The 22,299-nt window shown below is 69.1% G+C and carries 17 protein-coding genes; 13 read left to right on the forward strand and 4 right to left on the reverse strand.

The annotated features are described in order from the left end of the window. The first annotated feature begins 154 nt into the window (after positions 1 to 154). Positions 155 to 949: an acyl-CoA dehydrogenase family protein gene (locus ACIBK0_RS40460; RefSeq protein ID WP_399091629.1), complete on the forward strand. Its 795-nt coding sequence runs from the start codon at positions 155 to 157 to the stop codon at positions 947 to 949. A gap of 27 nt (positions 950 to 976) precedes the next feature. Here ACIBK0_RS40460 and ACIBK0_RS40465 read toward each other — a convergent pair whose 3' ends face one another. Further along, the gene (locus ACIBK0_RS40465; RefSeq protein ID WP_399091632.1) at positions 977 to 1,666 is read right to left on the reverse strand and encodes a GntR family transcriptional regulator; all 690 of its coding nucleotides are present in this window, start codon (positions 1,664 to 1,666) and stop codon (positions 977 to 979) included. Between the two features lie 416 nt (positions 1,667 to 2,082). On the opposite strand from ACIBK0_RS40465, the gene ACIBK0_RS40470 reads away from it, so the two are divergent. From ACIBK0_RS40470 to ACIBK0_RS40490, 5 genes are all read left to right on the forward strand, one after another. After that, the gene (locus ACIBK0_RS40470) at positions 2,083 to 2,556 is read left to right on the forward strand and encodes an NAD(P)H-dependent oxidoreductase subunit E (protein ID WP_399091635.1); all 474 of its coding nucleotides are present in this window, start codon (positions 2,083 to 2,085) and stop codon (positions 2,554 to 2,556) included. A gap of 2 nt (positions 2,557 to 2,558) precedes the next feature. Further along, positions 2,559 to 4,172 (forward strand): formate dehydrogenase beta subunit, encoded by a 1,614-nt coding sequence (locus ACIBK0_RS40475; RefSeq protein WP_399091638.1) that lies wholly within the window; start codon positions 2,559 to 2,561, stop codon positions 4,170 to 4,172. Next, positions 4,169 to 6,985, forward strand: a complete 2,817-nt coding sequence (fdhF, locus tag ACIBK0_RS40480; RefSeq protein WP_399091641.1) for a formate dehydrogenase subunit alpha — start codon at positions 4,169 to 4,171, stop codon at positions 6,983 to 6,985. Before ACIBK0_RS40475 ends, fdhF begins: the two co-directional genes overlap by 4 nt. Position 6,986: 1 nt before the next feature. Next, positions 6,987 to 7,199 (forward strand): formate dehydrogenase subunit delta, encoded by a 213-nt coding sequence (locus ACIBK0_RS40485; protein WP_399091644.1) that lies wholly within the window; start codon positions 6,987 to 6,989, stop codon positions 7,197 to 7,199. Positions 7,200 to 7,364: 165 nt separating this feature from the next. Beyond that, positions 7,365 to 8,780 carry an OFA family MFS transporter gene (locus ACIBK0_RS40490; protein WP_399091647.1) on the forward strand — a complete coding sequence of 472 codons (1,416 nt, stop codon included), beginning with the start codon at positions 7,365 to 7,367 and terminating at the stop codon, positions 8,778 to 8,780. 35 nt (positions 8,781 to 8,815) lie between these two features. On the opposite strand, the gene moaA is transcribed toward ACIBK0_RS40490, so the two are convergent. Further along, positions 8,816 to 9,805, reverse strand: a complete 990-nt coding sequence (gene moaA / locus ACIBK0_RS40495) for a GTP 3',8-cyclase MoaA (protein ID WP_399091650.1) — start codon at positions 9,803 to 9,805, stop codon at positions 8,816 to 8,818. A gap of 132 nt (positions 9,806 to 9,937) precedes the next feature. Between moaA and ACIBK0_RS40500 the strand changes: the two genes are divergently transcribed. Next, positions 9,938 to 10,939 (forward strand): 2-dehydropantoate 2-reductase, encoded by a 1,002-nt coding sequence (locus ACIBK0_RS40500; RefSeq protein WP_399091653.1) that lies wholly within the window; start codon positions 9,938 to 9,940, stop codon positions 10,937 to 10,939. Between the two features lie 123 nt (positions 10,940 to 11,062). Then, positions 11,063 to 11,995 (forward strand): LysR family transcriptional regulator, encoded by a 933-nt coding sequence (locus ACIBK0_RS40505; RefSeq protein ID WP_399091656.1) that lies wholly within the window; start codon positions 11,063 to 11,065, stop codon positions 11,993 to 11,995. Positions 11,996 to 12,011: 16 nt separating this feature from the next. On the opposite strand, the gene ACIBK0_RS40510 is transcribed toward ACIBK0_RS40505, so the two are convergent. Then, on the reverse strand, positions 12,012 to 13,607 hold the full coding sequence (locus ACIBK0_RS40510) for a FadD7 family fatty acid--CoA ligase (RefSeq protein ID WP_399091659.1): 1,596 nt from the start codon (positions 13,605 to 13,607) through the stop codon (positions 12,012 to 12,014). A gap of 255 nt (positions 13,608 to 13,862) precedes the next feature. Here ACIBK0_RS40510 and oxc point away from each other — a divergent pair, with 255 nt between their 5' ends. From oxc to ACIBK0_RS40525, 3 genes are all read left to right on the forward strand, one after another. Further along, positions 13,863 to 15,617, forward strand: coding sequence for an oxalyl-CoA decarboxylase (gene oxc / locus ACIBK0_RS40515; protein ID WP_399091662.1), 1,755 nt, complete (start codon positions 13,863 to 13,865; stop codon positions 15,615 to 15,617). Between the two features lie 56 nt (positions 15,618 to 15,673). Continuing rightward, complete coding sequence (frc, locus tag ACIBK0_RS40520; protein WP_399091665.1) at positions 15,674 to 16,930, forward strand: formyl-CoA transferase; 1,257 nt, start codon at positions 15,674 to 15,676, stop codon at positions 16,928 to 16,930. Positions 16,931 to 18,294: 1,364 nt separating this feature from the next. After that, positions 18,295 to 19,800 (forward strand): MauE/DoxX family redox-associated membrane protein, encoded by a 1,506-nt coding sequence (locus ACIBK0_RS40525; protein WP_399091668.1) that lies wholly within the window; start codon positions 18,295 to 18,297, stop codon positions 19,798 to 19,800. Positions 19,801 to 19,844: 44 nt separating this feature from the next. On the opposite strand, the gene ACIBK0_RS40530 is transcribed toward ACIBK0_RS40525, so the two are convergent. Beyond that, a complete protein-coding gene (locus ACIBK0_RS40530; protein ID WP_385269957.1) occupies positions 19,845 to 20,222 on the reverse strand; it encodes a MerR family DNA-binding transcriptional regulator in 378 nt (125 codons plus the stop codon). A 75-nt stretch (positions 20,223 to 20,297) separates the two neighbouring features. Between ACIBK0_RS40530 and ACIBK0_RS40535 the strand changes: the two genes are divergently transcribed. Both ACIBK0_RS40535 and ACIBK0_RS40540 read left to right on the forward strand, forming a co-directional pair. Beyond that, the gene (locus ACIBK0_RS40535) at positions 20,298 to 21,026 is read left to right on the forward strand and encodes an SDR family oxidoreductase (protein ID WP_399091673.1); all 729 of its coding nucleotides are present in this window, start codon (positions 20,298 to 20,300) and stop codon (positions 21,024 to 21,026) included. Positions 21,027 to 21,520: 494 nt separating this feature from the next. Beyond that, positions 21,521 to 22,039: a dirigent protein gene (locus tag ACIBK0_RS40540; protein WP_399091676.1), complete on the forward strand. Its 519-nt coding sequence runs from the start codon at positions 21,521 to 21,523 to the stop codon at positions 22,037 to 22,039. Positions 22,040 to 22,299: the final 260 nt, after the last annotated feature.

Raw genomic sequence — 22,299 nt, forward strand, 5'->3', positions numbered from 1 at the left:
GTATGCAATAGCCATTCTGGAGTGCGAGCTGCGTCGCGAAGTTGCGGAAATTGTCTCGCCGCACCTCTGGCGCTCTCGAGGGCATGCAGAATACTGTATGCAATCATCCACCGTCTGACAGTGGACCGGCAACAGCTCCCGAGGGGGTCACCCCGTGTCGTACCGCACCGCTCTCTCCGAAGTCCTGACCAGTGTCATCGCGCCCTCGGCCGAAGTGACCGGCAAGAAGGGCAAGTTCCCCCGTGGCGCCGTGACGGCCCTCGGCCACGCCGGGCTGCTGGGGCTCACCGTCTCCACCGAATTCGGCGGTGGCGGAAAGGGGCTGCCGGAAGCCGTCGAGGTAGTGGCGCGGACCGCGCGCGTCTGCCCGGCCACGGCGGCCGTGCTCCAGTCCCACTACGCGGCGGTCGCCGTCATCGAGTCGTACGGCAGTCCCTGGGTGCGCGGCGAGATCGCTGCCGGACGTCACCTCGGCAGTCTCGCCCTGGCGGAAGACGTCGCCGGTGAGCAGGGGGTGGAGGCTCAGCTCCTCGTCTCGCGCTCCATCGCCGCCCGCTCCGGTGACGTGGTCGCCCTGCGCGCCCGCAAGCACCAGGTGGTCGCGGCGGGAGAGGCCGACAGCTACGTCTGGTCCTCCCAGTCGCTCACCGCACCGGACGGTCTGACGTTGTGGGTGGTTCCGGCGCACGCCCCGGACCTGTTCGTCCCGGCGCGGCCCGGCGGTGCGGGGCCCTACGGCAGTGCGACGTCCACGGTGTTCGCCGACCCGGTGCTGGTTCCCGCCGACGCGATGCTCGGCGGGGACGGTGGTGGACTCGACATCGTGCTGCGCACCGTGCTGCCGTGGCTGCTCGAACTGCGGGCCGCCGCCGGAGCCGAGGCCCTGCGTCCACCAGCTGTCGAGGTCGGGTCCGCTCGGCGTCCCGCCGATTCCCTCGCCTCGTCCTGAACCCGGCCCGGGGGGCGGCCCGTTCGCTCAGCCCTGGCTCGCCCCGGCGGCGATCTGCTTGCGGTAGAAGCCGGTCGTGCGCTCGGTGTGCTTGCGCATGACCTCACCCGCGCGGTCCGCGTCGCCCTTGGCGATGGCCTTGATGAGCTGGCTGTGCTCGTTCCAGGCCTCCTTGCCGCGGGGTTTGGCGATGGGCGTGTAGTACCAGCGCACCTTCTGGCCCACCTGCGAGATCAGTTCGGCGAGTACGGCGTTGTCGGCAACGGAGGTGATGAAGGCGTGCAGAGCGGTGTTGGCCGCGACCAGGCGTTCGACGTCGCCCCCGGCGAGCGCGTCGACACCTTCCTGCTGCAACTCCCAGAGGCGTTCGATGTCTTCGGGCTTCGCGTGCTGGGCGGCGAGCTGGGCCGAATAGGTTTCCAGTACCGCGCGGACGCCGAGGAGCTGGGCGGCCTCTTCTTCGGTGGGGGAGTGGACGAAGGCGCCCTGGGCGGGGCGCAGGTCCACCCAGCCGGCGGTCTGCAGCCGCTGCAGGGCTTCGCGCACCGGCTGGCGGCTGACGCCGAGGTGCTCGGCGAGCTCCGCCTCGACCAGGTGCTGGCCGGGTTTGAGGGAGCCGCTGACGATCAGTTCGGTCAGCGCGTCGTACACGGCCTGGCGCAGTGGTGCCGGGCGGGTGACGCGCCGGGACGCCGCGGCCGTGAGTGCCTCGCGCATGGTTGCCCCGTTCTGCCACCGGGTCCGCGAGGGCCGACGGCTCTGCCAAGTGGTGGCCGCCGAGCGGGTTGCCGACGGCAGCGTCAGCATACAGGTTTTGGTATGCAAGATGGCGTGGGCGGTCGGTGGTGACGCCCTGGCCGGCGGGGGTTCCCGTAGGCGCACCGGCCTGCGGTGCGCGCACTCCCCGGCCGGGAGCGGGCCACACTTCCTCGCGTGCGTGCGTGCGTGCGTGCGTGCGTGCGTGCGTGCGTGCGTGCGTGCGCCGGGTCGGGCCGCGTGCGTCGGTGCGCGAACGCCCGGGATCGAGGGACCTTCTTTGCGATCGAGTTCTGTATACAGAAGCCTGTATGGGGTAGTGTCTCAGTCTCCTGCAACCCTCGCCGGGGACCCGCGTGACGGAAGGCGGAGCGATCATGACGACCAGCGGGAGTGACGTGACGGTCGAGGATGTGGTCCGGAGAGTGGTGGCCGGTCACCGGGGCCGGCGCGGTGCGCTGCTGCCCGTACTGCACGCCGTTCAGGCGGAGTTGGGCCATGTACCGCAAGAGGCGATACCGGTGCTCGCCGACGAGTTCAACCTCTCCCGGGCGGACGTCCACGGAGTGGTGACCTTCTACCACGACTTCCGCCGCGAGCCCGCGGGACGCACCACGGTGCGCATCTGCCGTGCCGAGGCATGCCAGGCGCTCGGGGCCGACGGCCTGGTGGGCTACGTCCGCGAGGCCGGACTGGCCCTCGGTGAGACGACGGCGGACGGTTCGGTGACCGTCGAGCAGGTCTTCTGCCTCGGCAACTGCGCACTCGGGCCGTCCGTGGAGGCGAACGGCCGGCTGTACGGACGAGTGGGCCCGGACCGGCTGGGCTCGATCCTCAACGGGACGGTCTGATCATGAACAACTCTTCGCACTCCGCGGCGACGGTCTACGTCCCCCGCGACTCGGCGGCCCGGTCCGTCGGCGCGGACGAGGTCGCGAACGCGCTGCAAGGCGCCGCCACGCGTGGAGACTTCGCCATCGACGTGGTGCGCAACGGATCGCGCGGCATGCTGTGGCTGGAGCCGATGGTCGAGGTCGTGACGCCGCAGGGCCGCGTCGGCTACGGGCCGGTGGCGCCCTCGGACGTGGAGGGACTCCTGGCCGCCGGGATGCTCGACGGGGCGGACCATCCGCTGCGGCTCGGCGTCGTGGACGAACTGCCCTGGCTGGCACGGCAGACGCGCGTCACCTTCGCCAGAGTCGGGGTGACCGACCCCCTGTCGACGCAGGACTACCTGGAGCACGGCGGCCTCGTGGGGCTGCGTGCCGCCCTGGAGCGCGCACCCGCGGACGTGGTCACGGAGGTCACCGCATCCGGACTGCGGGGCCGGGGCGGCGCGGGATTCCCCGCGGGCATCAAGTGGAAGACCGTGCTCGACTGCACCGACGAGCTGAAGTTCGTCTGCTGCAACGCCGACGAGGGCGACAGCGGGACCTTCGCCGACCGCATGGTCATGGAGGGCGACCCGTTCCTGCTCATCGAGGGCATGACGATCGCCGCGCACGCGGTCGGGGCGAGCGAGGGCTACCTCTACATCCGCTCGGAGTACCCCGACGCGGTGGCCACGATGCGCGCGGCGATCGACATCGCCCGCGAGCACGGCTGGCTCGGCAAGGGCATCCTCGGCTCCGCGCTCGACTTCGACCTGCATGTCCGCGTCGGCGCCGGCGCGTACATCTGCGGCGAGGAGACCTCCATGCTGGAGAGCCTGGAGGGCAAGCGCGGCATGGTGCGCGCGAAGCCGCCGATCCCGGCGATCGAGGGCCTGTTCGGCAAACCGACCGTGGTCAACAACGTCCTCACGCTGGCGACCGTGCCCGTCGTCCTCGCCGACGGCGCAAAGGCGTACCAGGAACTGGGCGTCGAGCGGTCGCGGGGCACCCAGGTCTTCCAGCTCGGCGGCAACATCGCGCACGGCGGCATCGTGGAGACGGCGTTCGGCGTCACGCTGCGAGAGCTGGTCGAGGACTACGGCGGCGGGACCTTCTCCGGACGCCCCGTGCGCACGGTGCAGGTCGGCGGGCCGCTCGGCGCCTATCTGCCGACGTCGATGTTCGACCTGCCGATGGACTACGAGGCCTTCGCCGCGGCCGGAGCCATGGTCGGCCACGGCGGCGTCGTGGTGTTCGACGACACGGTCGACATGGCCGCCCAGGCGCGCTTCGCGATGGAGTTCTGCGCCGAGGAGTCCTGTGGCAAGTGCACGCCGTGCCGGGTCGGTTCGGTGCGGGGCGTCGAGGTGATCGACAAGATAGTGGCCGGTCAGCACCGGGACGAGAACCTCGCCCTGCTGGAAGATCTGTGCGACCTGATGACCGACGGCTCGCTGTGCGCGATGGGCGGGCTGACACCGATGCCCGTACGCAGCGCCCTCACTCACTTCCCCGACGACTTCCTCGGCGGGCGAAGAAGCCTGGAGATCCAACCCGTACAAGCGACTGGCGTGAGGACGGAGGGCACCGCATGACACTCCTCAAGGAACCCGACTTCGGAACACCGGAAAGGCCCGGTCCGGCGACGGTGTCGGTGGAAGTGGACGGCCTGCCGGTGAGCGTCCCGGAGGGCACGTCGGTGATGCGCGCCGCCGCGCAGGCCGGCGTCGACATACCCAAACTGTGCGCCACCGACAGCCTCGAGGCGTTCGGCTCCTGCCGACTGTGCGTGGTGGAGATCGACGGCCGGCGTGGCACCCCGGCGTCCTGCACCACACCGTGCGCCGACGGCATGAAGGTGAGCACCCAGACGCCGAAGGTGGAGAAGCTCCGCCAGGGCGTCATGGAGCTCTACATCTCCGACCACCCCCTCGACTGCCTCACCTGCCCGGCCAACGGCGACTGCGAACTGCAGGACATGGCCGGCGTGGTGGGGCTCAGGCAGGTCCGGTACGGCTACGAGGGCGAGAACCACCTCGACGCCGAGAAGGACACGTCCAACCCCTACTTCGACTTCGATCCGTCCAAGTGCATCGCCTGCTCCCGCTGTGTGCGCGCCTGCGGCGAGGTGCAGGGCACGTTCGCGCTGACCATCGAGGGGCGCGGCTTCGACTCCAAGGTCTCGGCGGGCGCCGGCGAGACCTTCATGGACTCCGAGTGCGTCTCCTGCGGAGCCTGCGTGCAGGCCTGCCCGACCTCGACGCTGCAGGAGAAGTCGGTCGTCGAACTCGGCATGCCAACCCGCTCGGTGGTTACCACCTGCGCGTACTGCGGTGTCGGCTGCTCGTTCAAGGCCGAACTGCGCGGCGACGAACTGGTGCGGATGGTGCCGTACAAGGACGGCGGAGCGAACGAGGGCCACTCCTGCGTGAAGGGCAGGTTCGCCTTCGGCTATGCCACGCACCCCGACCGGGTGCTCAAGCCCATGGTGCGGGACAGGATCACCGATCCGTGGCGCGAGGTCGAGTGGGACGAGGCGATCGGCACGGTCGCCCGGCGGATGCGCGAGCTCCAGGACCGGTACGGATCGAGTGCGATCGGCGCGATCACCTCCTCGCGGTGCACGAACGAAGAGGTCTACGTCGTCCAGAAGATGGTGCGCGCGGCCTTCGGCAACAACAACGTCGACACCTGCGCCCGCGTGTGCCACTCCCCGACGGGATACGGGCTCAAGCAGACGTTCGGCGAGTCGGCCGGCACCCAGGACTTCCGTTCGGTGGCCGAGGCCGACGTGATCATGGTGATCGGCGCCAACCCCACGGACGGGCACCCGGTGTTCGCCTCCCGGATGAAGCGCCGGCTGCGCGAGGGCGCGAAGCTCATCGTGGTCGACCCGCGCCGCATCGACCTGGTGCGCTCGCCGCACATCGAGGCCCAGCACCACCTCCAGCTCAGGCCGAGCACCAACGTCGCCGTGGTCAATGCCATGGCGCACGTGGTGGTCACCGAGGGGCTGGTCGACCGGTCCTTCGTGGACCAGCGATGCGAAGGGTTCGACGAGTGGGCGGAGTTCATCGCCCGCCCGGAGAACAGCCCGGAGGTCGCCGAAGCGATCACCGGGGTGCCGGCCGAGGAGCTGCGGGCCGCCGCCCGGCTGTACGCACAGGCACCCAACGGCGCCATCTACTACGGTCTTGGCGTCACCGAGCACAGCCAGGGCTCGACCATGGTCATGGGCATGGCCAACCTCGCGATGGCGTGCGGCAACATCGGCCGTGACGGCGTCGGCGTGAACCCGTTGCGCGGTCAGAACAACGTGCAGGGCTCCTGCGACATGGGCTCGTTCCCGCACGAACTGCCCGGCTACCGGCACGTCTCCGACGACGCCGTGCGCACCGTGTTCGAGAACCTCTGGGGCGGCACCCTCCTGGCCGAGCCCGGACTGCGCATCCCCAACATGTTCGACGCGGCGATCGACGGAACCTTCCGCGGTCTGTTCGTGCACGGCGAGGACATCGCCCAGTCCGACCCCAATCTCAAACACGTCACCGCCGCGCTCGAAGCCATGGAACTGGTGGTCGTACAGGACCTGTTCCTCAACGAGACGGCCAAGTTCGCGCACGTCTTCCTGCCCGGCGCGTCGTTCCTGGAGAAGGACGGCACGTTCACCAACGCCGAGCGCAGGATCAACCGGGTGCGCGCGGTGATGAAGCCGAAGACCGGCAAGCACGAGTGGCAGATCGTGAGTGAGATCGCCACCGCCATGGGCTACCCGATGTCGTACGACCACCCGAGCCGGATCATGGACGAGATCGCCTCGGTCACCCCCACCTTCACCGGTGTGTCCTTCGACGTGCTGGACAAGCTCGGCAGCGTCCAGTGGCCGTGCAACGAGTCGGCTCCGGAGGGAACGCCGGTGATGCACGTGGACGAGTTCGTCCGGGGCAAGGGCAAGTTCGTGGTCACCGCCTTCGTGCCGACGAACGAGCGCAGCACCCGGCGCTTCCCGCTGGTCCTGACCACGGGGCGGATCCTCAGCCAGTACAACGTCGGCGCGCAGACCCGCCGTACCGGCAATGTGGCGTGGCATCCCGAGGACATCCTGGAGCTGCACCCGCACGACGCCGAGGTGCGCGGCATCACCGACGGTGACATGGTCACGCTGGCGAGCCGTGTCGGGCAGACGACGTTGCGCGCGGAGATCTCCGACCGGATGCCGACCGGGGTCGTGTACACGACGTTCCACCACCCCGTGACCGGCGCCAACGTGGTGACCACGGAGAACTCCGACTGGGCGACCAACTGCCCGGAGTACAAGGTGACCGCCGTGCAGGTCGGTCTCGCGCGCCCGCTCCAGCAGAAGGAAGCGGAGCCGGCGGCGGACGACCTGGTTACGGTGGTGGACTGAGATGGCGGCCGCAGTGCCTCCGGAGCGCCGGATGGCCAACGACATCGCCGCGCACCTCGGGCACCTGCCGGGGGAGCAGGCCGCCGAGGCGGTCGCGGGCCACATCGGCAGGTTCTGGGATCCACGCATGCGCACTCGCCTGTACGAGTTCGTCGACGCCGGAGCGGACGGCCTCGACCCCTTGGTGGTCGCCGCGGTGAAGCTGATGCGCTGACCCGCTTGCGCGGGCCGGGCGGGAGGCGGCCCGGCCCGCGGTGCGGGTCCTCGATTTTGTGTTCCTCACCTATGGACATCTGGATTCACCGGCTCATACCGTATGCAATCCCAGTGCGAAGGGAGGCGGCACACACCGAGCTCTGTCACGCAAGGGAAGACGCGCATGTCAGCAATGCCTCAGGTGGTTCCCCCTTCCTACCGGGAAGTCACCGACGCGAACGGCCGCGTGTACCGGGTCGGAGAGACCGATCGGGCGGTCCTGGGCAGGCCCCGGGCCTGGATGGTCTGGCTCCCGTGGTTCGCCATGATGGGCATCAGCGTCTTCGAGTACGGCTACAGCTCCGCCGAGTCGACGCTGGAGAGCGTCCACGGCTGGACGCTGACGCAGGCGTTCTGGATCGCCGGTGTCTGGGCGGTCTTCCAGGCGGGGGTGGCCTTTCCCGCCGGGCGGCTGAGAGAGAAGGGAATCGTCTCGGCCAGGGCCGCGATGCTCGTCGGCGCGCTTCTCTCCGGCCTGGGCATGGCCTCACTCGCCCACTTCGGGAACCCGGCCCTCGTGATCATCGGCTACTCGGTGCTGGGCGGCACCGGCGCGGGCCTGGTGTACGCGACCTGCATCAACATGGTCGGCAAGTGGTATCCGGACAACAAAGGCGCCCGTACCGGCTTCGTCAACGGTGGCTTCGCGTACGGCACCCTGCCGTTCATCTTCGTCTTCAGCTACTGGTTCCACCCCGGGAACTTCGAGCTGGTGCTCGACCTGATCGCGCTGTTCATGGTCGTCACGGTGGCCGTCTGCGGCATGTTCTTCAAGGACCCGCCGAAGAGCTGGTGGCCGCACGACGTGGACCCGCTGAACCGGGGGACGACCGAGGACTCCGCCAGGGTCGCCGGGCGGCTTGCGAAGAACCCGCCGTCGGCGCGCCAGTTCACGCCGATGGAGGCGATCAGGACCGGGCAGCTGCCGCTGATGTGGTTCGCCTTGGTGTGCATCGGAGGGGTGTCGCTGTTCGGCATCAACTTCCAGGTGCCGTTCGCCAGGAGCCTGGGCTTCGGGCCACTGGTGGCCGCGTCCTCGGCGGGTGTGCTCGCCGTCGTCAACGGTGTCGGCCGGGCCGCGGTGGGCCGGCTGTCCGACACCCTGGGCCGTCGGCAGACGCTGACCCTGGTGCTGCTGGTGGCAGGCGTGGCGCAGTTCGGCGTCCTCTGGTCGGGCCAGGCCCACAACGAACCTCTCTTCCTGTTCTTCGCGTTCCTGAACGGATTCGGCGGCGGCGCCTTCTACCCGCTGTTCGCCGCGCTCGTGCCCGACTACTTCGGGGAGAACAACAACGCGCAGAACTACGGCCTGGTCTACAGCGCCAAACTGGTCGGCGGGGTGGGCGGCGGCGGTCTGGCCGCCTCGGTGATCAGCGCCTGGGGCTATACGGGCGGCTACAGCCTGGCCGGAGGCATCGCCTTCCTCTCCGCGGGGATCACGCTGTTCCTGCGACAGCCGGGACGGCCGCGCCGCGCGTCGAGTGCCGGGCAACAGGCCGGCGGCCGCACCGAGTTGACGGGGGCCGACGCGACCGGTTGAGCGGTCCGGCCTCCGGGCGGCCGTCCTGCCGGTGGTCAGCCGCCGATGGCGGACATCGGGCGTCGGGGCTGGAGGAAGGACGGGTCGTCGAGACCGGAGCCTGCCTTCTTGCCCCACATCGCGGCGCGCCAGCGTTCGGCGATGTCCTGATCGGACGCACCCGAGCGCAGTGCCGTGCGCAGGTCGGACTCCTCGCGGGCGAACAGGCAGTCGCGGACCTGACCGTCGGCGGTGAGCCGGGTGCGGTCGCAGTCGCGGCAGAACGGCCGGGTGACCGAGGCGATCACCCCGACCCGGGCGGGGCCACCGTCGACCAGCCAGCGCTCGGCGGGTGCTGAGCCACGCAGCGAGGAGACTTCGGGAGTGAGGGCGTAGCGGGCGCGGAGCTTTTCGAGGATCTCGGCGGCGGTGACCATGTGGCCGCGCTGCCAGCCGTGTTGGGCGTCCAACGGCATCTGCTCGATGAAGCGCAGCTCGTAGTCGTGCTCAAGGGCCCAGTCCAGCAGGTGGGGGGCCTCGTCGTCGTTGATTCCGCGCATGAGGACCGAGTTGACCTTGACCGGCACGAGTCCGGCATCGCGGGCCGCGGTGAGGCCGGAGACGACATCGTGGTGCCGGTCGCGGCGGGTGAGGGTGCGGAAGACCTCGGGACGCAGCGTGTCGAGGGAGACGTTGACCCGGTCGAGGCCCGCGGTGCGCAGGGCCTCGGTGGTACGGGCGAGACCGATGCCGTTGGTGGTCAGCGAGAGGTCGGGGCGTGGGGCGAGGGCGGCGCAGCGCTCGACGATGCTCACCAGCCCGGGGCGGAGCAACGGTTCACCTCCGGTGAAGCGGACCTCGGTGATGCCCAGTTCCGAGACCGCGATGGAGACCAGTCGCACGATCTCGTCGTCGGTGAGCAACTCCGGTTTGGGGAGCCATCGCAGGCCCTCCTCGGGCATGCAGTACGTGCACCGCAAATTGCACCGGTCGGTCAGCGAAACCCGCAGATCGGTGGCGATCCGGCCGTGGGTGTCGATCAACACGGCTACCCCTTCGCTCGAAGTGACGTGTGCCGGCACCGGGACAAGGCTCTGCGGCTCCCGTCGCCGGAGACTGTACATCCGACGAGGATACTGCATACAGTATTCATCACTTCCCCTTCGAGAGGAGCCGCCATGAAGATCGCAGTCCTTGGAGCCGGGGCGATCGGCGCCTACGTAGGAGCGGCACTGCACCGTGGTGGCGCAGAGGTGCATCTGATCGCCCGCGGTGAGCATCTGCGGGCGATACGGGCCCACGGGGTCCGCGTGAACAGTCCGCGCGGGGACTTCGTGGCCCGGCCGCACGCCACGGACGACCCGAGCGAGATCGGTGCCGTGGACTACGTGTTCCTGGGGCTCAAGGCGCATGCCTACCCCTCCAGCGGATCGCTGGTCGCCCCGCTGCTCGGGGACCGGACCGCGGTAGTGGCAGGCCAGAACGGCATTCCGTGGTGGTACTTCCACAAACTGGCCGGCCCCTACGAGGGCCGGCAGATCGAGGCGGTCGACCCCGGTGGCGCCACCAGCAAGGTCCTGCCGCCGGAGCGGGCGATCGGCTGTGTGGTCTACCCCGCCACGGTCATCGAGTCCCCGGGCGTCATCCGGCACCTGGAAGGCACCCGTTTCTCCATCGGTGAGCCGGCGGGCGGGGTCTCCCCACGGTGCACGGACTTGAGCGAAGCCATGATCGCGGGCGGGCTGAAGTGCCCGGTGGAGCAGAATCTGCGCGACGACATCTGGATCAAGCTGATGGGCAACGTCGCCTTCAATCCGATCAGCGCGCTCACCCGGGCGACGATGGTCGAGATCTGCCAACACCCGCCCACCCGGCGGCTGGTCACCCAGCTCATGGAGGAGACCCTCGACATCGCGGCCAGGGTCGGCAGCACCCCGGACATCTCGATCGAGAAGCGGCTGCGCGGCGCCGAAGGGGTGGGACACCACAAGACCTCGATGCTCCAGGACCTCGAAGCCGGCAAGCAGCTGGAACTCGACGCCATCGTGACCGCGGTGGTGGAGATGGCCGACATCTCCGGCGCCGAAGCGCCCACGCTGCGCGCGGTCCATGCCGCCACCGACCTCCTGGCGCGACGCGCCACGGCGGATTCGCGGGCCGCGGGGCCGGTGCCCGCCTGACGCGCTGACCTGCGACCGGAAGAAGGGGCGGCTTGCCGCGCTGGGTAGGCTTCGGCTGATCACATGGCATCCAGCTCTTCCGTTCATAGCGCTGGCGCGGCCCCGGGAAGAGAGGAGTCGGTCATGCTGTTCCGGCAGCTGGAATACTTCGTGGCGGTGGCAAGGGAGCGGCACTTCGCCCGGGCGGCGGAGTCCTGTTATGTGTCCCAGCCCGCGCTCTCGGCGGCGATCGCCAAGCTGGAGCGGGAGTTGAACGTCACGCTGATCAACCGCGGGCACAACTACCAGGGCCTCACCCCGGAGGGCGAGCGCCTGGTCGTGTGGGCGAAGCGGATCCTCGCCGAGCAGGACGCGTTCAAGGCCGAGGTGGCCGCCGTGCAGTCGGGCATCACGGGGACGCTGCGGCTCGGGACGGACCCCACGGCGTCGACGACGCTGGCGCTTCCCGTGGCCGCGTTCTGTGCGGCGCACCCACTGGCCAAGGTGCAGGTCCGTTCCCGCCTGTCGACGAAGGAACTCCACCGCCAGCTGCGCGACTTCGAGCTGGATGTGGCGATCGCCCACTTCGACCCGGGCGACCAGGAGGGACTGCAGGTCGTTCCCCTGTACCAGGAGAGGTACATGCTGCTGGTGTCCGACGACCAGCTGATGTCCCAGGCCTCCACCATGACGTGGGCGGACGCGGCCCAGCTGCCGCTCGCACTGCTGACGCCCGACATGCGGATCCGCCAGATCGTCGACACGGTGTTCGCGGAGAAGGGCTTCGTGGTGACCCCGCAGGTGGAGACGGACTCGATCGCCTCCCTCTACGCGCACGTGGGCGGCGGTGAATGGGCCAGCATCGTGCCGCACACGTGGTTGCGCGCGATGCCGGTGGTCGGCAGGACGAGAGCGCTGCCGCTGGTCGACCCGGAGGCCGGGGCCCAGGTCTCGGTGGCGATCCACGCGGCGACCCCCGGCTCGGTCGCCGCCCGGGCCTTCGTCAACGCGGCGACGGGCCTGTCGCTGGACGACTTCTTCGGCCAACCCCTGTCGACCGAGCATCGCGTGCGGTGAGCGGGCCCCCGCCCGCTCACCGTTGCCCGTACCGCGCCTCCACCGCCAGCCGGTCCAGCCCTCCTTTGGCCGTGTGCGGCAGAGCGGCGACGAGTTCGAGCCGGTCGGGCACCTCGAAGGCGGCCAGCCGGTCACGGCAGTACTGCAGGATCTCCTCGGCTCCGATGCTCTCGTCCGCGCGGACGACCACGGCGGCGCCGACCCGTTGCCCGTACGTAGCGTCGGGGACGGCGAACACGGCCGCCTCGCAGACTCCGGGACAGCCGGCGAGGACGTCCTCGATGTACTCGGGTGAGATCTTCTCGCCGCCGCGGTTGATGAGGTTCTTGATGCGCCCGGTGAGGGACAGGTACCCGTCCTTGTCCAGTGAGCCCAGGTCACCGGTGCACAGCCATCCGTCGGCGAAACCGTGCGCGGTCTCGGCCGCAGCGGCCAGGTAGCCGCGGGCGACGGTGGGACCGTGCACCCATACTTCGCCCTGGACGCCGACCGGGCACACGTGCCCGTTCCGGTCGACCACGCGAAGGTCCACTCCGGTCGCCCGGCCGACCGACCCGTGCTTCAGCGATCCCCGCTGCGGCAGCGGCTCGCTGGTCGCCTGGTGAGTGGATTCGGTCATGCCGTACGCGGACAGCAGCGGCGCACCGAACGTGCGCTCCAGCGCCCGCTGCGTGGCCGTGTTGAGAGGGGCACTGCAACTGCGGACGAACCTCAGGGGCGGCACCGGCGGGCCCGGGTAGTCGACCTCCGAGCGGTCCAGCAGAATCTCGTGGATGGTCGGGACCGCGGTGAACCAGGTGGCGGCCGCGGCGCGCATGTCGTCCCAGAACGTACCTGCCGAGAACCGTCCCCGCTCGGGCAGCAGCACACAGCCGCCGCTGGCCAGGGAGGCCAGGAGCGCCGCGAACAGCCCGTGACCGTGGAAGAACGGCATCACCGCGACCGTCGCGTCCGCGGGGTCCAGCTCGTAGGTGGCGCAGATGTTCCGCACGGACGCCGCCACGTTGGCGTGGGTCAGCGGGACCATCTTGGCCAGGTCGGTGGTTCCGGCGGTGAACAGGACGAGGGCGTCCTCGGGTACGAGCTCGGCTGCCGCGCCCCGGACATGGCGCACCGCACCCGCGCCGGTTTCGAGCGCGACCGCGGCCGTCCCGGCACGGGAGACGTCCACGCGCAGGGCCCAGGCCGGGACCCGAACCGGTGCGATCGCCGGGGCGTCGGCCGCGGGCGGACCGAGCAGGACCGCCTGCGCGCCCAGCGCTTCGAGCCGGGCGGACAGCTGTGATTCGGGCAGTGCGGGGTCCAGCGGAGCGACCACCAGACCGGCGCGCGCCGCGCCGAGCAGCGCCACGACGAACTCGGCGGTGTTGGCGCCGATCAGGCCGACCGCGTCGCCGCGGCGCAGCCCCGTGCCGCCGAGACGGGCGGCCACGTCGTCCGCCAGGGCCGCGAGGGCCCGGTAGGACAACTGCACCCGCTCCCCGGTGACGACGAGGGCCCGGGCGCGCGGACGTTCGCGCACCTGCCGGTCGAGGAGATCGACGAGACCCGTGATCGCCGGGGGCCGGTACCGGTTCGCGTCGCGCACGGATGCCGCGGCCGGAACGGCCATGACCCCACCTCCTCGCGCCAAGTCCGATGAAGCAGTCCTCTGCGAGCCTGCGGTGGTGCGCGGAGCGCGTCCAATACGTACTGGCGAACGGCCGATAGCAGCCGTCTATCAAGGGAGTTGCGACGCCTCCACCAGCCATCGATAGATGTTGTTTATCGGCTGGTCGTCGATGGGTCTTGGACGCGGGCGGGCGGGCTGCGGAAGGTGAGAGAAGTAGCCGCACCGGCATGACCTGCCCAAGGAGGACCTCGGACCATGACCGCCCCCTCGACACTGGAGACCGCGGCAGCAGCCGACGTTCCGACCGAGCTCACCGACGGGTACCACCTGGTCGTCGACGCGCTCAAGATGAACGACGTCGACACCATCTACGGGGTGGTCGGCATCCCGATCACCGACCTGGCCCGCCTCGCGCAGGCACAGGGCATCCGCTACATCGGCTTCCGTCACGAGAGCAACGCCGGACACGCGGCCGCGGCCGCCGGCTACCTCACGAAGAAGCCGGGCGTGGCGCTGACGGTGTCGGCACCGGGCTTTCTCAACGGGCTTGTCGCGCTGGCGAACGCGACCACCAATTGCTTTCCGATGGTCCAGATCTCCGGCTCCAGCGAGCGCCACCTCGTCGACCTCAAGCAGGGTGACTACGAGGAGATGGACCAGCTCGCCGCCGCGCAGCCGTTCGTCAAGGCCGCGTACCGGGTGAGCCGGGTGGAGGACATCGGTCGGGGCATCGCCCGCGCGCTGCGCACCGCCGTCTCCGGGCGCCCCGGCGGGGTCTACCTCGACATTCCCGCCGCGGTGCTCGGCTCCATCATGGACGCGGAGGCGGGCGCCAGGACGCTGAGCCGTCTCGTCGACCCCGCCCCGCGCCAACTGCCCGCGCCGGAGGCCGTGGACCGTGCGATCGAGCTCCTGGCAGGCGCCGAGCGGCCGTTGGTGGTGCTCGGCAAGGGCGCGGCGTACGCGCAGGCCGATGCCAGGATCCGTGAGTTCATCGAGTCCACCGGCATCCCGTACGTACCGATGTCGATGGCGAAGGGCCTGCTGCCCGACGACCACCCGCAGTCGGCGGCCACCGCCCGTTCGCTGGCGCTGAAGAAGGCCGACGTCGTCATGCTCGTCGGCGCCCGCCTCAACTGGCTGCTGAACCACGGCGAGGCACCGCAGTGGAACCCCGACGCCAAGTTCATCCAGGTGGACATCGAGCCCAAGGAGATGGACAGCAACCAGCCCATCGCCGCCCCGCTCGTCGGAGACATCGAGTCCGTGCTCGACGCGCTCGCCGAGCGGACCAAGCCGGGCCGGATCGCGGCCCCCGCCGCATGGCGGGAGGAACTGGGGGCCCGCTCGGCGCAGAACGTCGCCAAGATGGCGGAGCGACTCAAGGCCGACCCCCACCCGATGCAGTTCATGGGCGCCCTGAAGGCCGTACGTGACGTCGTGCACGCGCGCCCCGAGACGTACATCGTCAACGAGGGCGCCAACGCCCTGGACATCGCGCGCAACGTGATCGACATGCACGTACCGCGCCACCGCCTCGACAGCGGCACGTGGGGCGTCATGGGCATCGGCATGGGCTACGCGATCGCCGCCGCCGTCGAGAGCGGCGGCGCTCCGGTCGTGGCCGTCGAGGGCGACAGCGCCTTCGGGTTCAGCGGCATGGAGCTGGAGACGATCTGCCGCTACAAACTGCCCGTCGTCACGATCATCATGAACAACGGCGGTGTCTACCGTGGCGACGACGTCAATCCGCTCGACGACGCCCCGTCGCCGACGACCCTCATGCTCGCGGCCCGCCACGACCTGATGATCGAGGCGTTCGGCGGCAAGGGCTACCGCGCGACCACGCCCGCCGAGGTCACCGCCGCTCTCACCGAGGCGCTGGCCTCGGGCGGCCCGGCGCTCATCGACTGTGTGATCGACCCCTCGGCCGGCACCGAGAGCGGCCACATCTCGCACCTCAACCCCAAGGGCATCACCGTCGGCAACATCACGCCGGCGAAGAAGTGACCGCCTTCACCCCGCAGTCCGCCCCGCACGAGATCATTCACGAGAAGGAAACCAACATGAGTGAACAGCCGCTCGCCGGAATCAAGGTGATCGACTTCACCGGGGTCCAGGCCGGTCCCGCTTGTACCCAGATGCTCGCCTGGTTCGGCGCCGACGTCATCAAGGTCGAGCGCATCAACGGCGGCGACGTCACCCGCAAGCAGTTGCGGGACATCCCCGACCTCGACGCCCTGTACTTCACCATGCTGAACAGCAACAAGCGCTCGCTGGCCATCAACACCAAGACCCCCGAGGGCAAGGAGGTCATGGAGAAGCTGATCCGCGAGTCCGACATCCTCGTCGAGAACTTCGCGCCGGGCGCCATGGACCGCATGGGTCTCGGGTGGGACTACATCCACGAGCTGAACCCGCGGCTGATCTTCGGTTCCGTCAAGGGCTTCAACGACGACTCGAAGTGGAACGACCTCAAGGTCTACGAGAACGTCGCCCAGGCCGCCGGCGGCGCCGCGTCGACCACCGGCTTCTGGGACGGCCCGCCCACCATCAGCGGCTCGGCCCTCGGTGACAGCAACACCGGTATGCACCTGATGATCGGCCTCCTTACGGCGATCATCCAGCGCAACGAGACCGGTGAGGGCCAGAAGGTCTCGGTGTCCATGCAGGACGCGTGCCTCAACCTGACCCGCGTCAAGCTCCGTGACCAGCAGCGTCTGGAGAAGGTCGGCTACCTGGAGGAGTACCCGCAGTACCCGCACGGCGAGTTCGGCGACACGGTGCCGCGTGGCGGCAACGCCGGCGGCGGCGGTCAGCCGGGCTGGATCCTGAAGTGCAAGGGCTGGGAGACCGACCCCAACGCCTACATCTACTTCACGGTCCAGGAGCAGAACTGGGCGCGCACCTGCGAGGCCATCGGCCACCCGGAGTGGAAGGAGGACCCGGAGTACACCACCGCCCGGGCCCGCCAGCCGCACATCATGGAGATCTTCGGCGAGATCGAGAAGTGGCTCGCCGACAAGACCAAGTACGAGGCGGTCGACATCCTGCGTGAGTGGGAGGTGCCCTGCGCCCCCGTGCTCAGCATGAAGGAGCTCGCCGAGGACCCCGACATGCGCAAGAGCGGCACGATCGTCGAGGTCGAGCAGAAGGAGCGCGGCACCTACCTGACCGTGGGCAGCCCGATCAAGTTCTCCGGCTTCAAGCCCGACATCAAGGGCGCACCGCTGCTCGGCGAGCACACCGACGAGGTGCTCGCGGACCTCGGCTACGACGCGGCCGACATCCGCAAGCTGCACGAGGGCCAGGTCGTCGCCTGACCCGGAACACCACGGTGCCCCGCGTACGGTCCTCGTGATGCTGTCGGTCCATGCGGGACTCGCGTGACGTCGGTTCCCAAGACCCGGTTGTGGACTTGGGAACCGACGTTGTCGTTCGGGGTGGGTGCGGGTGTCGATGAGGCCGGGCGGGCCGGAGGAGATTCCGGCGGAGACGACGCGGGTGGGCCGTGCCGGCCGGCACTGCTGCCCGGTCACGCTTCGCGGCGCTTCCGCCGATCGAGTGGCGAGGCAAGCTCATCCGGTGCGACGGGTCCGCCGACGAGAACAGGTCGGCCGATGTCGGACGGCCAACTGGGCCGGACACGAGCAGTGAACTCCGCGAAGTCCCTCCGCAGGAAGCGCGGATCGGACGGCTTCAGACGGACCTGCTGACGGCCGTCCGCCCACCAGACCTCGAAACCGGCGACTGTGCCTTCGACGGGCCAGAGTTCCTCCTGCTCCGGCAACAGCAGGCGCGCCCTTGCACCGCCGCTTCCTCCTACAGCGCGAGCGGTGTCGCACCGACCCGGTAGCCGTCCTCGTCCAGCCGATGGCCACTCAGTTTCATGGGCCACAGGGCGACCGCGCGGTCGGTGACGGTCATGTCCGGGGCCTGCTCGGCGAGGCGGATCTCGAAGCGCTGGGCGTCGTCGAGGGAGCGTACCCAGGCGACGAGATGCAGGTTGTGCCGGCTGATGACACTGGCGCAGCGCCGCGAGCGATACCGCCGTCTACAACAACCTCAAGACACTGGGCGGCAGCATCGCGGGCGCCTGCTCCTCCGTCGTCCTCGGCTCGCTGGTCGTCGGTGCGTCGGACATTCCCTCCGGCACCGCCTGTCTCGTGCTCTGGGGCCTCGGCTTCATCGCGTGCGCCGTCGCGGCCGCGCTCCAGGCTTTCAGCGGGAGCGCGGCCCCGGACCCGGCGCGGGCCGTTCCGGCCTGATTCACGACAACACGTACGGTAAATGCGCTGTGGGGTCACGGCGCGAGAGCGAGCGCTCCGGGTGTGTCCAGGGCGTGCGCCCCGTGGTCCACACCCTGCCGTACAGCGACAGATCCCGCAGACGTGTGCTGCGCATACGAAGGCCCTCCCGTCCGCCGGACGGAAGGGCCTTTGACCAGGTGTTTGTTTCTCTGCGCCTCTGAGGTTCCCCGGGAAACTCCGGAACCTGCCGAGGACCTTCAACGGACGCCATTGATGTCGATCGGCCACCGGGCTCACGGCCGTCTGGGTGAGTCTGAACTGTGGAGTGTTGTTCGCGGTCTCGCAAGGCGGTACGAGTCGTTCGGGGCGCCGTGGTATGTGTGCGTGATGCCTGCGCTCCGTCCGGAGGGCGTCCAGAACGATTGGAGTGAGCGGGCATGGTCCTGGCAGCACGGCTGGTGTTGGCTGCGGTCTTCGGGGTCGCGGGCATCGCCAAACTCATGGACCGCGAGGGACTGCCTCGCGCAATCGCAAGCTTTGGCCTGCCAGTTCGAACGGGGATGCCGCTTGGATACCTTCTCATCTCCTGCGAGTTCGTCACAGCCCTGGCCCTTATCGTCAACCCATGGGCAAGAATCGGTGCGCTTGGAGCGCTCGGACTGTTGCTGACGTTCTGCCTGGCCATCGTGGTGAGCATCGCACGCGGCCGGACCCCGGATTGCCACTGCTTCGGAGGGCTACGCGCCACGCCGGTCGGGTGGGCCACGCTCGCACGCAACGGGCTCCTCGCAGCTACGGCGGGATTCGTCGCAACCGACGGGCGTGCCCCATGGTTCTTCACGGGCCTAGGGACCATCGCAGCGACGTGTTGGGTGGTGCTGGGACTCAAGCGATCCAGGAAAGTGCGACCGGGCATGGTCACACCGGGCTTTTCACTGCCTGACGCAACGGGACAAGTATGGACTCTCGACAGACTGTTTGCCGCCGCACATCAGCCACTCCTGCTTCTCTTCACTGATCACGCGTGCAGCGCGTGCGACGCACTGCTGCCACAGGTGGCCCGGTGGCAACAGGCCTATGCAGAACGGCTGACCATCGCAATCGTGAACGGCGGTCCCCCCGCAGACAGCGTTGCCTTCTCACGTGAGCACGGGCTGCGGAACCTACTGGTAGACGAAGACCGAATGCTGCTCACCACTTACGGTCTGACCGCCACACCCAGCGCAATGCTGATCGACACCGACCAGATCCTCGCCGCCGCGCCAGCAGTCGGGTCAGCAGAGATCGCTGACCTGGTGACCAGGGCACTCCAACCGCGTGGTAGATCAACGATCGCAAGACGCGCGCTGTTGTTCGCCTCGGCCACGCTGCTACCCGCCGTCATCTCCACCCGCGCGACGGCCCGCGGCGTTACCGGGGCGAACTGGCGCCCAAAGCAGGTGAAGTTCGCTGGGGGATGGCTCTGCAAACAGCGCTACGCGCTGTGTACTAAAGCCGCCTGCAAACCCTCGCCGAGCGACCCTAACGTCCTCATCTGCCGCTGCGTGGTGGAATACGGCTACTCCTACGGCTATACCTCGTGTGCAGAACGGGCACCAGTCGACAACAGATTGGTATCGACGTTCTCGACACAAAACACCAACCACCGTACCCGCACCATGACCTGCACATCCCCAGCACAATGGGCAAACTGTCTGGACGTGGACTGCGAAATCGACCCGCGCAACCCGAGACACGCTGTGTGCCGCTGCAAGTCCGTGGAGAGCGGCGACTTTTTCACATTCGGCGGAAACTGCGACACCAGCACCTGCACCTCCGTGATTTGGTCAGCGGCAACACCACCCGGAGTCCCCTTCCAAGCCGCGATGGAGAGCATCGGCCTATCAGTCACACTCCCCGAAGCATGCCCGACAGGCACGGACGACGATGACCTTCTCGCCTAGTACTCCAGCCGTAGATCGCTGGTGCGTCGTCCGACCGACTGCGCCTACGGGTGCGTGTCCGTGATCGCGATGACCTCGTCGAGGCGGTCCAGGGCAGCCTGCAGGTCGTCGACCTTGGCCTGGATGCGGTCGCGCTCGGCGCGCAGCATGGCTCGTTGCTCGGCGTCGGTGTGCCCGGAGTCCCAGCACGGAAGGAGTTCCGTGATCCTTCGGCTGGTCAGGCCGGCGGCGAACATCTGCTGGAAGAAGCGGACCAGGGGGATGGCGTCCTGCCGGTAGAGGCGCTGGCCGGACGGGCTGCGCTCCGCGATGAGCAGCCCCTGCTGCTCGTAGTAGCGCACGGCGCGTACCGAGACGCCGGCACCCCGTGCCACCTCGCCGATGCGGATCAGCCGCTCGGCCGCGGCCTCTGTGACGGTCATGGTGATTCCTCTCACCCCGGCCCTGATGACCAGCACTTGCCTCTGACGTCAACGTCAGGTTTTAGCGTACCGGGCATGGATATCAACAACTCAGTTGCCCTTGTCACCGGAGCCAACCGCGGCCTGGGCCGCGCCTTCGCCCAGCGCCTGCTCGAACGGGGCGCCCGCAAGGTCTACGCGACGGCCCGCCGACCGGAGACCGTGGACCTGCCCGGGGTCGAGGTGCTGCCCCTCGACATCGCCGATCCCGCATCCGTGAGGGCCGCAGCCGAGGCCGTCCCGGACGTCTCGCTGCTCATCAACAACGCGGGGATCCAGACGGGGACCGACCTGGTGACCGGTTCGCTGGACGCGGTACGGCACGAGCTGGAGACCAACGTGTTCGGCCACCTGGGAATGATCCGGGAGTTCGCGCCGGCGCTCGCCAAGAACGGCGGGGGCGCGATCGTCAACGTCCTCTCCGCCATGTCATGGTTCGGGGGCAAGGGCGCCAATGCCTACCACCTGACCAAGGCCGCCGCCTGGGCCATGACCAACGGCGTCCGCCTGGAGCTCGCCGAGCAGGGCACGCTCGTGACAGCGGTGCACCTCGGCCTGGCCGACACCGACATGGCCGCGGACTGGCCCGTGGACAAGATCGCGCCATCGGACCTGGCCGAAGCGGCGCTCGACGGTGTCGAGGCGGGCTCCGCCGAGGTCCTCGCCGACCAGTGGAGTCGGGACGTCAAGTCCCGGCTGCCGCTGACGCCGGAAGAGTTCAACGCCGCGATGGACCGCGCCCTGGCGGCGCTAACGGCGGCCTGAGGGGCCCCTCGGGCCGCACTGACTTCGGTCGGTTGCTTCTGAGGGCGGTCAACTAATACTCCATCCGCAGTTGCGGATCTTCATGTTGTGGCCTCGCGTCGGCGGTAGTGGCAGTCGCGGGCGCGGGCCTGGTGTCGACGACGCCACAGGGACCAGCGCAGACGATGGTCGCGTTGGTCGTACGGGGCCTTCTCCTGTACACGGCTCCGCTCGCCGGTCGACTCTGCCGCCCGGCCGGGACCGGCGCCCCAGCGCCGCAGCCCGGACGAGCGGCAGAGCCGACCGGGCTTGGCGAATACATGACCGGGCTAATACTCCAGCTGTAGATCGCGATCTTCGTAGTGCGCGGTCGCCCGGGCCGTCTCTCGTCCCGGATTGGTCCGACTGGTCGGATCTGCCGGTGGGTCGCGCCGGGACGTTCCGGGCGGCGGCAGAGCCGAGGTTATGAATGCGGCACCTGACCACCCATGAACATCAACCTCAGGAGCCACACGATGCGCCCCATCAGGGCAGCCTGTCTCGGCACGGCCACTGTGCTGGTCACCCTTCTCGCCTGTGCCCCTGTCGCGGACGCCGCCGCGACGGACACCGATTTCGCCCACGCCAAGGGCGGAGACCGAGTCATCACACTCATCGGCCATCTCGTGCAGCAGACGCGCTTCCCCGTCAACCCCGGCGGCCCCCCCGCTCAGGGCGATCGGACCGTCTTCCGCTCGGACCTCTACGACGAGCACGACAACCAGGTCGTCGGCGAAACCGACGGCACCTGCACCACCACCCGGGCCGCCGACATCAACAACCAAGCGGAGGTGTGCGTCGTGAACTACAACTTCCCGAGCGGCCAACTCACCGTGCAGGGGATGGTCTTCGGCAATCTCACAGCGAGCCCTCCCCCTTCGTTCGACAACGCGATCACCGGCGGCACCGGGGTATTCGACCGGGCTCGTGGCATGGTCCACGCCGACACGATCGGTGTGGGCAAGAGGCGCTTCACGATCGACCTCGACAGCTGACTGACCCTGCCCCCGCCCGGTGAGAAGGCTGGCCCGTCCACGGCACAGCCCACCGGCTCGACTGGTCCCCATGGGCGACGCCGCCACCAGGCCCGATCCCAGGCCAGCCATTACCGCCGACAAGCCGCGAACCAGACATGAAGATTTCGATCTACAGCTGGAGTACTAGTGTCCTGCGCCAGAGATCCGTCGGCAGAAGCGGGCGAGGGAGTCGAGGATCTCTTGGGCTGTCTTGGTCCAGATGAACGGCTTGGGGTCTT

The organism is Streptomyces sp. NPDC050564 (genome assembly GCF_044457265.1).
In the GTDB taxonomy this organism is placed as follows: Bacteria; Actinomycetota; Actinomycetes; order Streptomycetales; family Streptomycetaceae; genus Streptomyces.

Coding starts and splice junctions, on each gene's coding strand:
- ACIBK0_RS40465 (WP_399091632.1), bottom strand. CDS start 1,666: ATGCGCGAGGCACTCACGGCCGCGGCGTCCCGGCGCGTCACCCGCCCG.
- ACIBK0_RS40470 (WP_399091635.1), top strand. CDS start 2,083: ATGACGACCAGCGGGAGTGACGTGACGGTCGAGGATGTGGTCCGGAGA.
- ACIBK0_RS40475 (WP_399091638.1), top strand. CDS start 2,559: ATGAACAACTCTTCGCACTCCGCGGCGACGGTCTACGTCCCCCGCGAC.
- fdhF (WP_399091641.1), top strand. CDS start 4,169: ATGACACTCCTCAAGGAACCCGACTTCGGAACACCGGAAAGGCCCGGT.
- ACIBK0_RS40485 (WP_399091644.1), top strand. CDS start 6,987: ATGGCGGCCGCAGTGCCTCCGGAGCGCCGGATGGCCAACGACATCGCC.
- ACIBK0_RS40490 (WP_399091647.1), top strand. CDS start 7,365: ATGTCAGCAATGCCTCAGGTGGTTCCCCCTTCCTACCGGGAAGTCACC.
- ACIBK0_RS40500 (WP_399091653.1), top strand. CDS start 9,938: ATGAAGATCGCAGTCCTTGGAGCCGGGGCGATCGGCGCCTACGTAGGA.
- ACIBK0_RS40505 (WP_399091656.1), top strand. CDS start 11,063: ATGCTGTTCCGGCAGCTGGAATACTTCGTGGCGGTGGCAAGGGAGCGG.
- ACIBK0_RS40510 (WP_399091659.1), bottom strand. CDS start 13,607: ATGGCCGTTCCGGCCGCGGCATCCGTGCGCGACGCGAACCGGTACCGG.
- oxc (WP_399091662.1), top strand. CDS start 13,863: ATGACCGCCCCCTCGACACTGGAGACCGCGGCAGCAGCCGACGTTCCG.
- frc (WP_399091665.1), top strand. CDS start 15,674: ATGAGTGAACAGCCGCTCGCCGGAATCAAGGTGATCGACTTCACCGGG.
- ACIBK0_RS40525 (WP_399091668.1), top strand. CDS start 18,295: ATGGTCCTGGCAGCACGGCTGGTGTTGGCTGCGGTCTTCGGGGTCGCG.
- ACIBK0_RS40530 (WP_385269957.1), bottom strand. CDS start 20,222: ATGACCGTCACAGAGGCCGCGGCCGAGCGGCTGATCCGCATCGGCGAG.
- ACIBK0_RS40535 (WP_399091673.1), top strand. CDS start 20,298: ATGGATATCAACAACTCAGTTGCCCTTGTCACCGGAGCCAACCGCGGC.
- ACIBK0_RS40540 (WP_399091676.1), top strand. CDS start 21,521: ATGCGCCCCATCAGGGCAGCCTGTCTCGGCACGGCCACTGTGCTGGTC.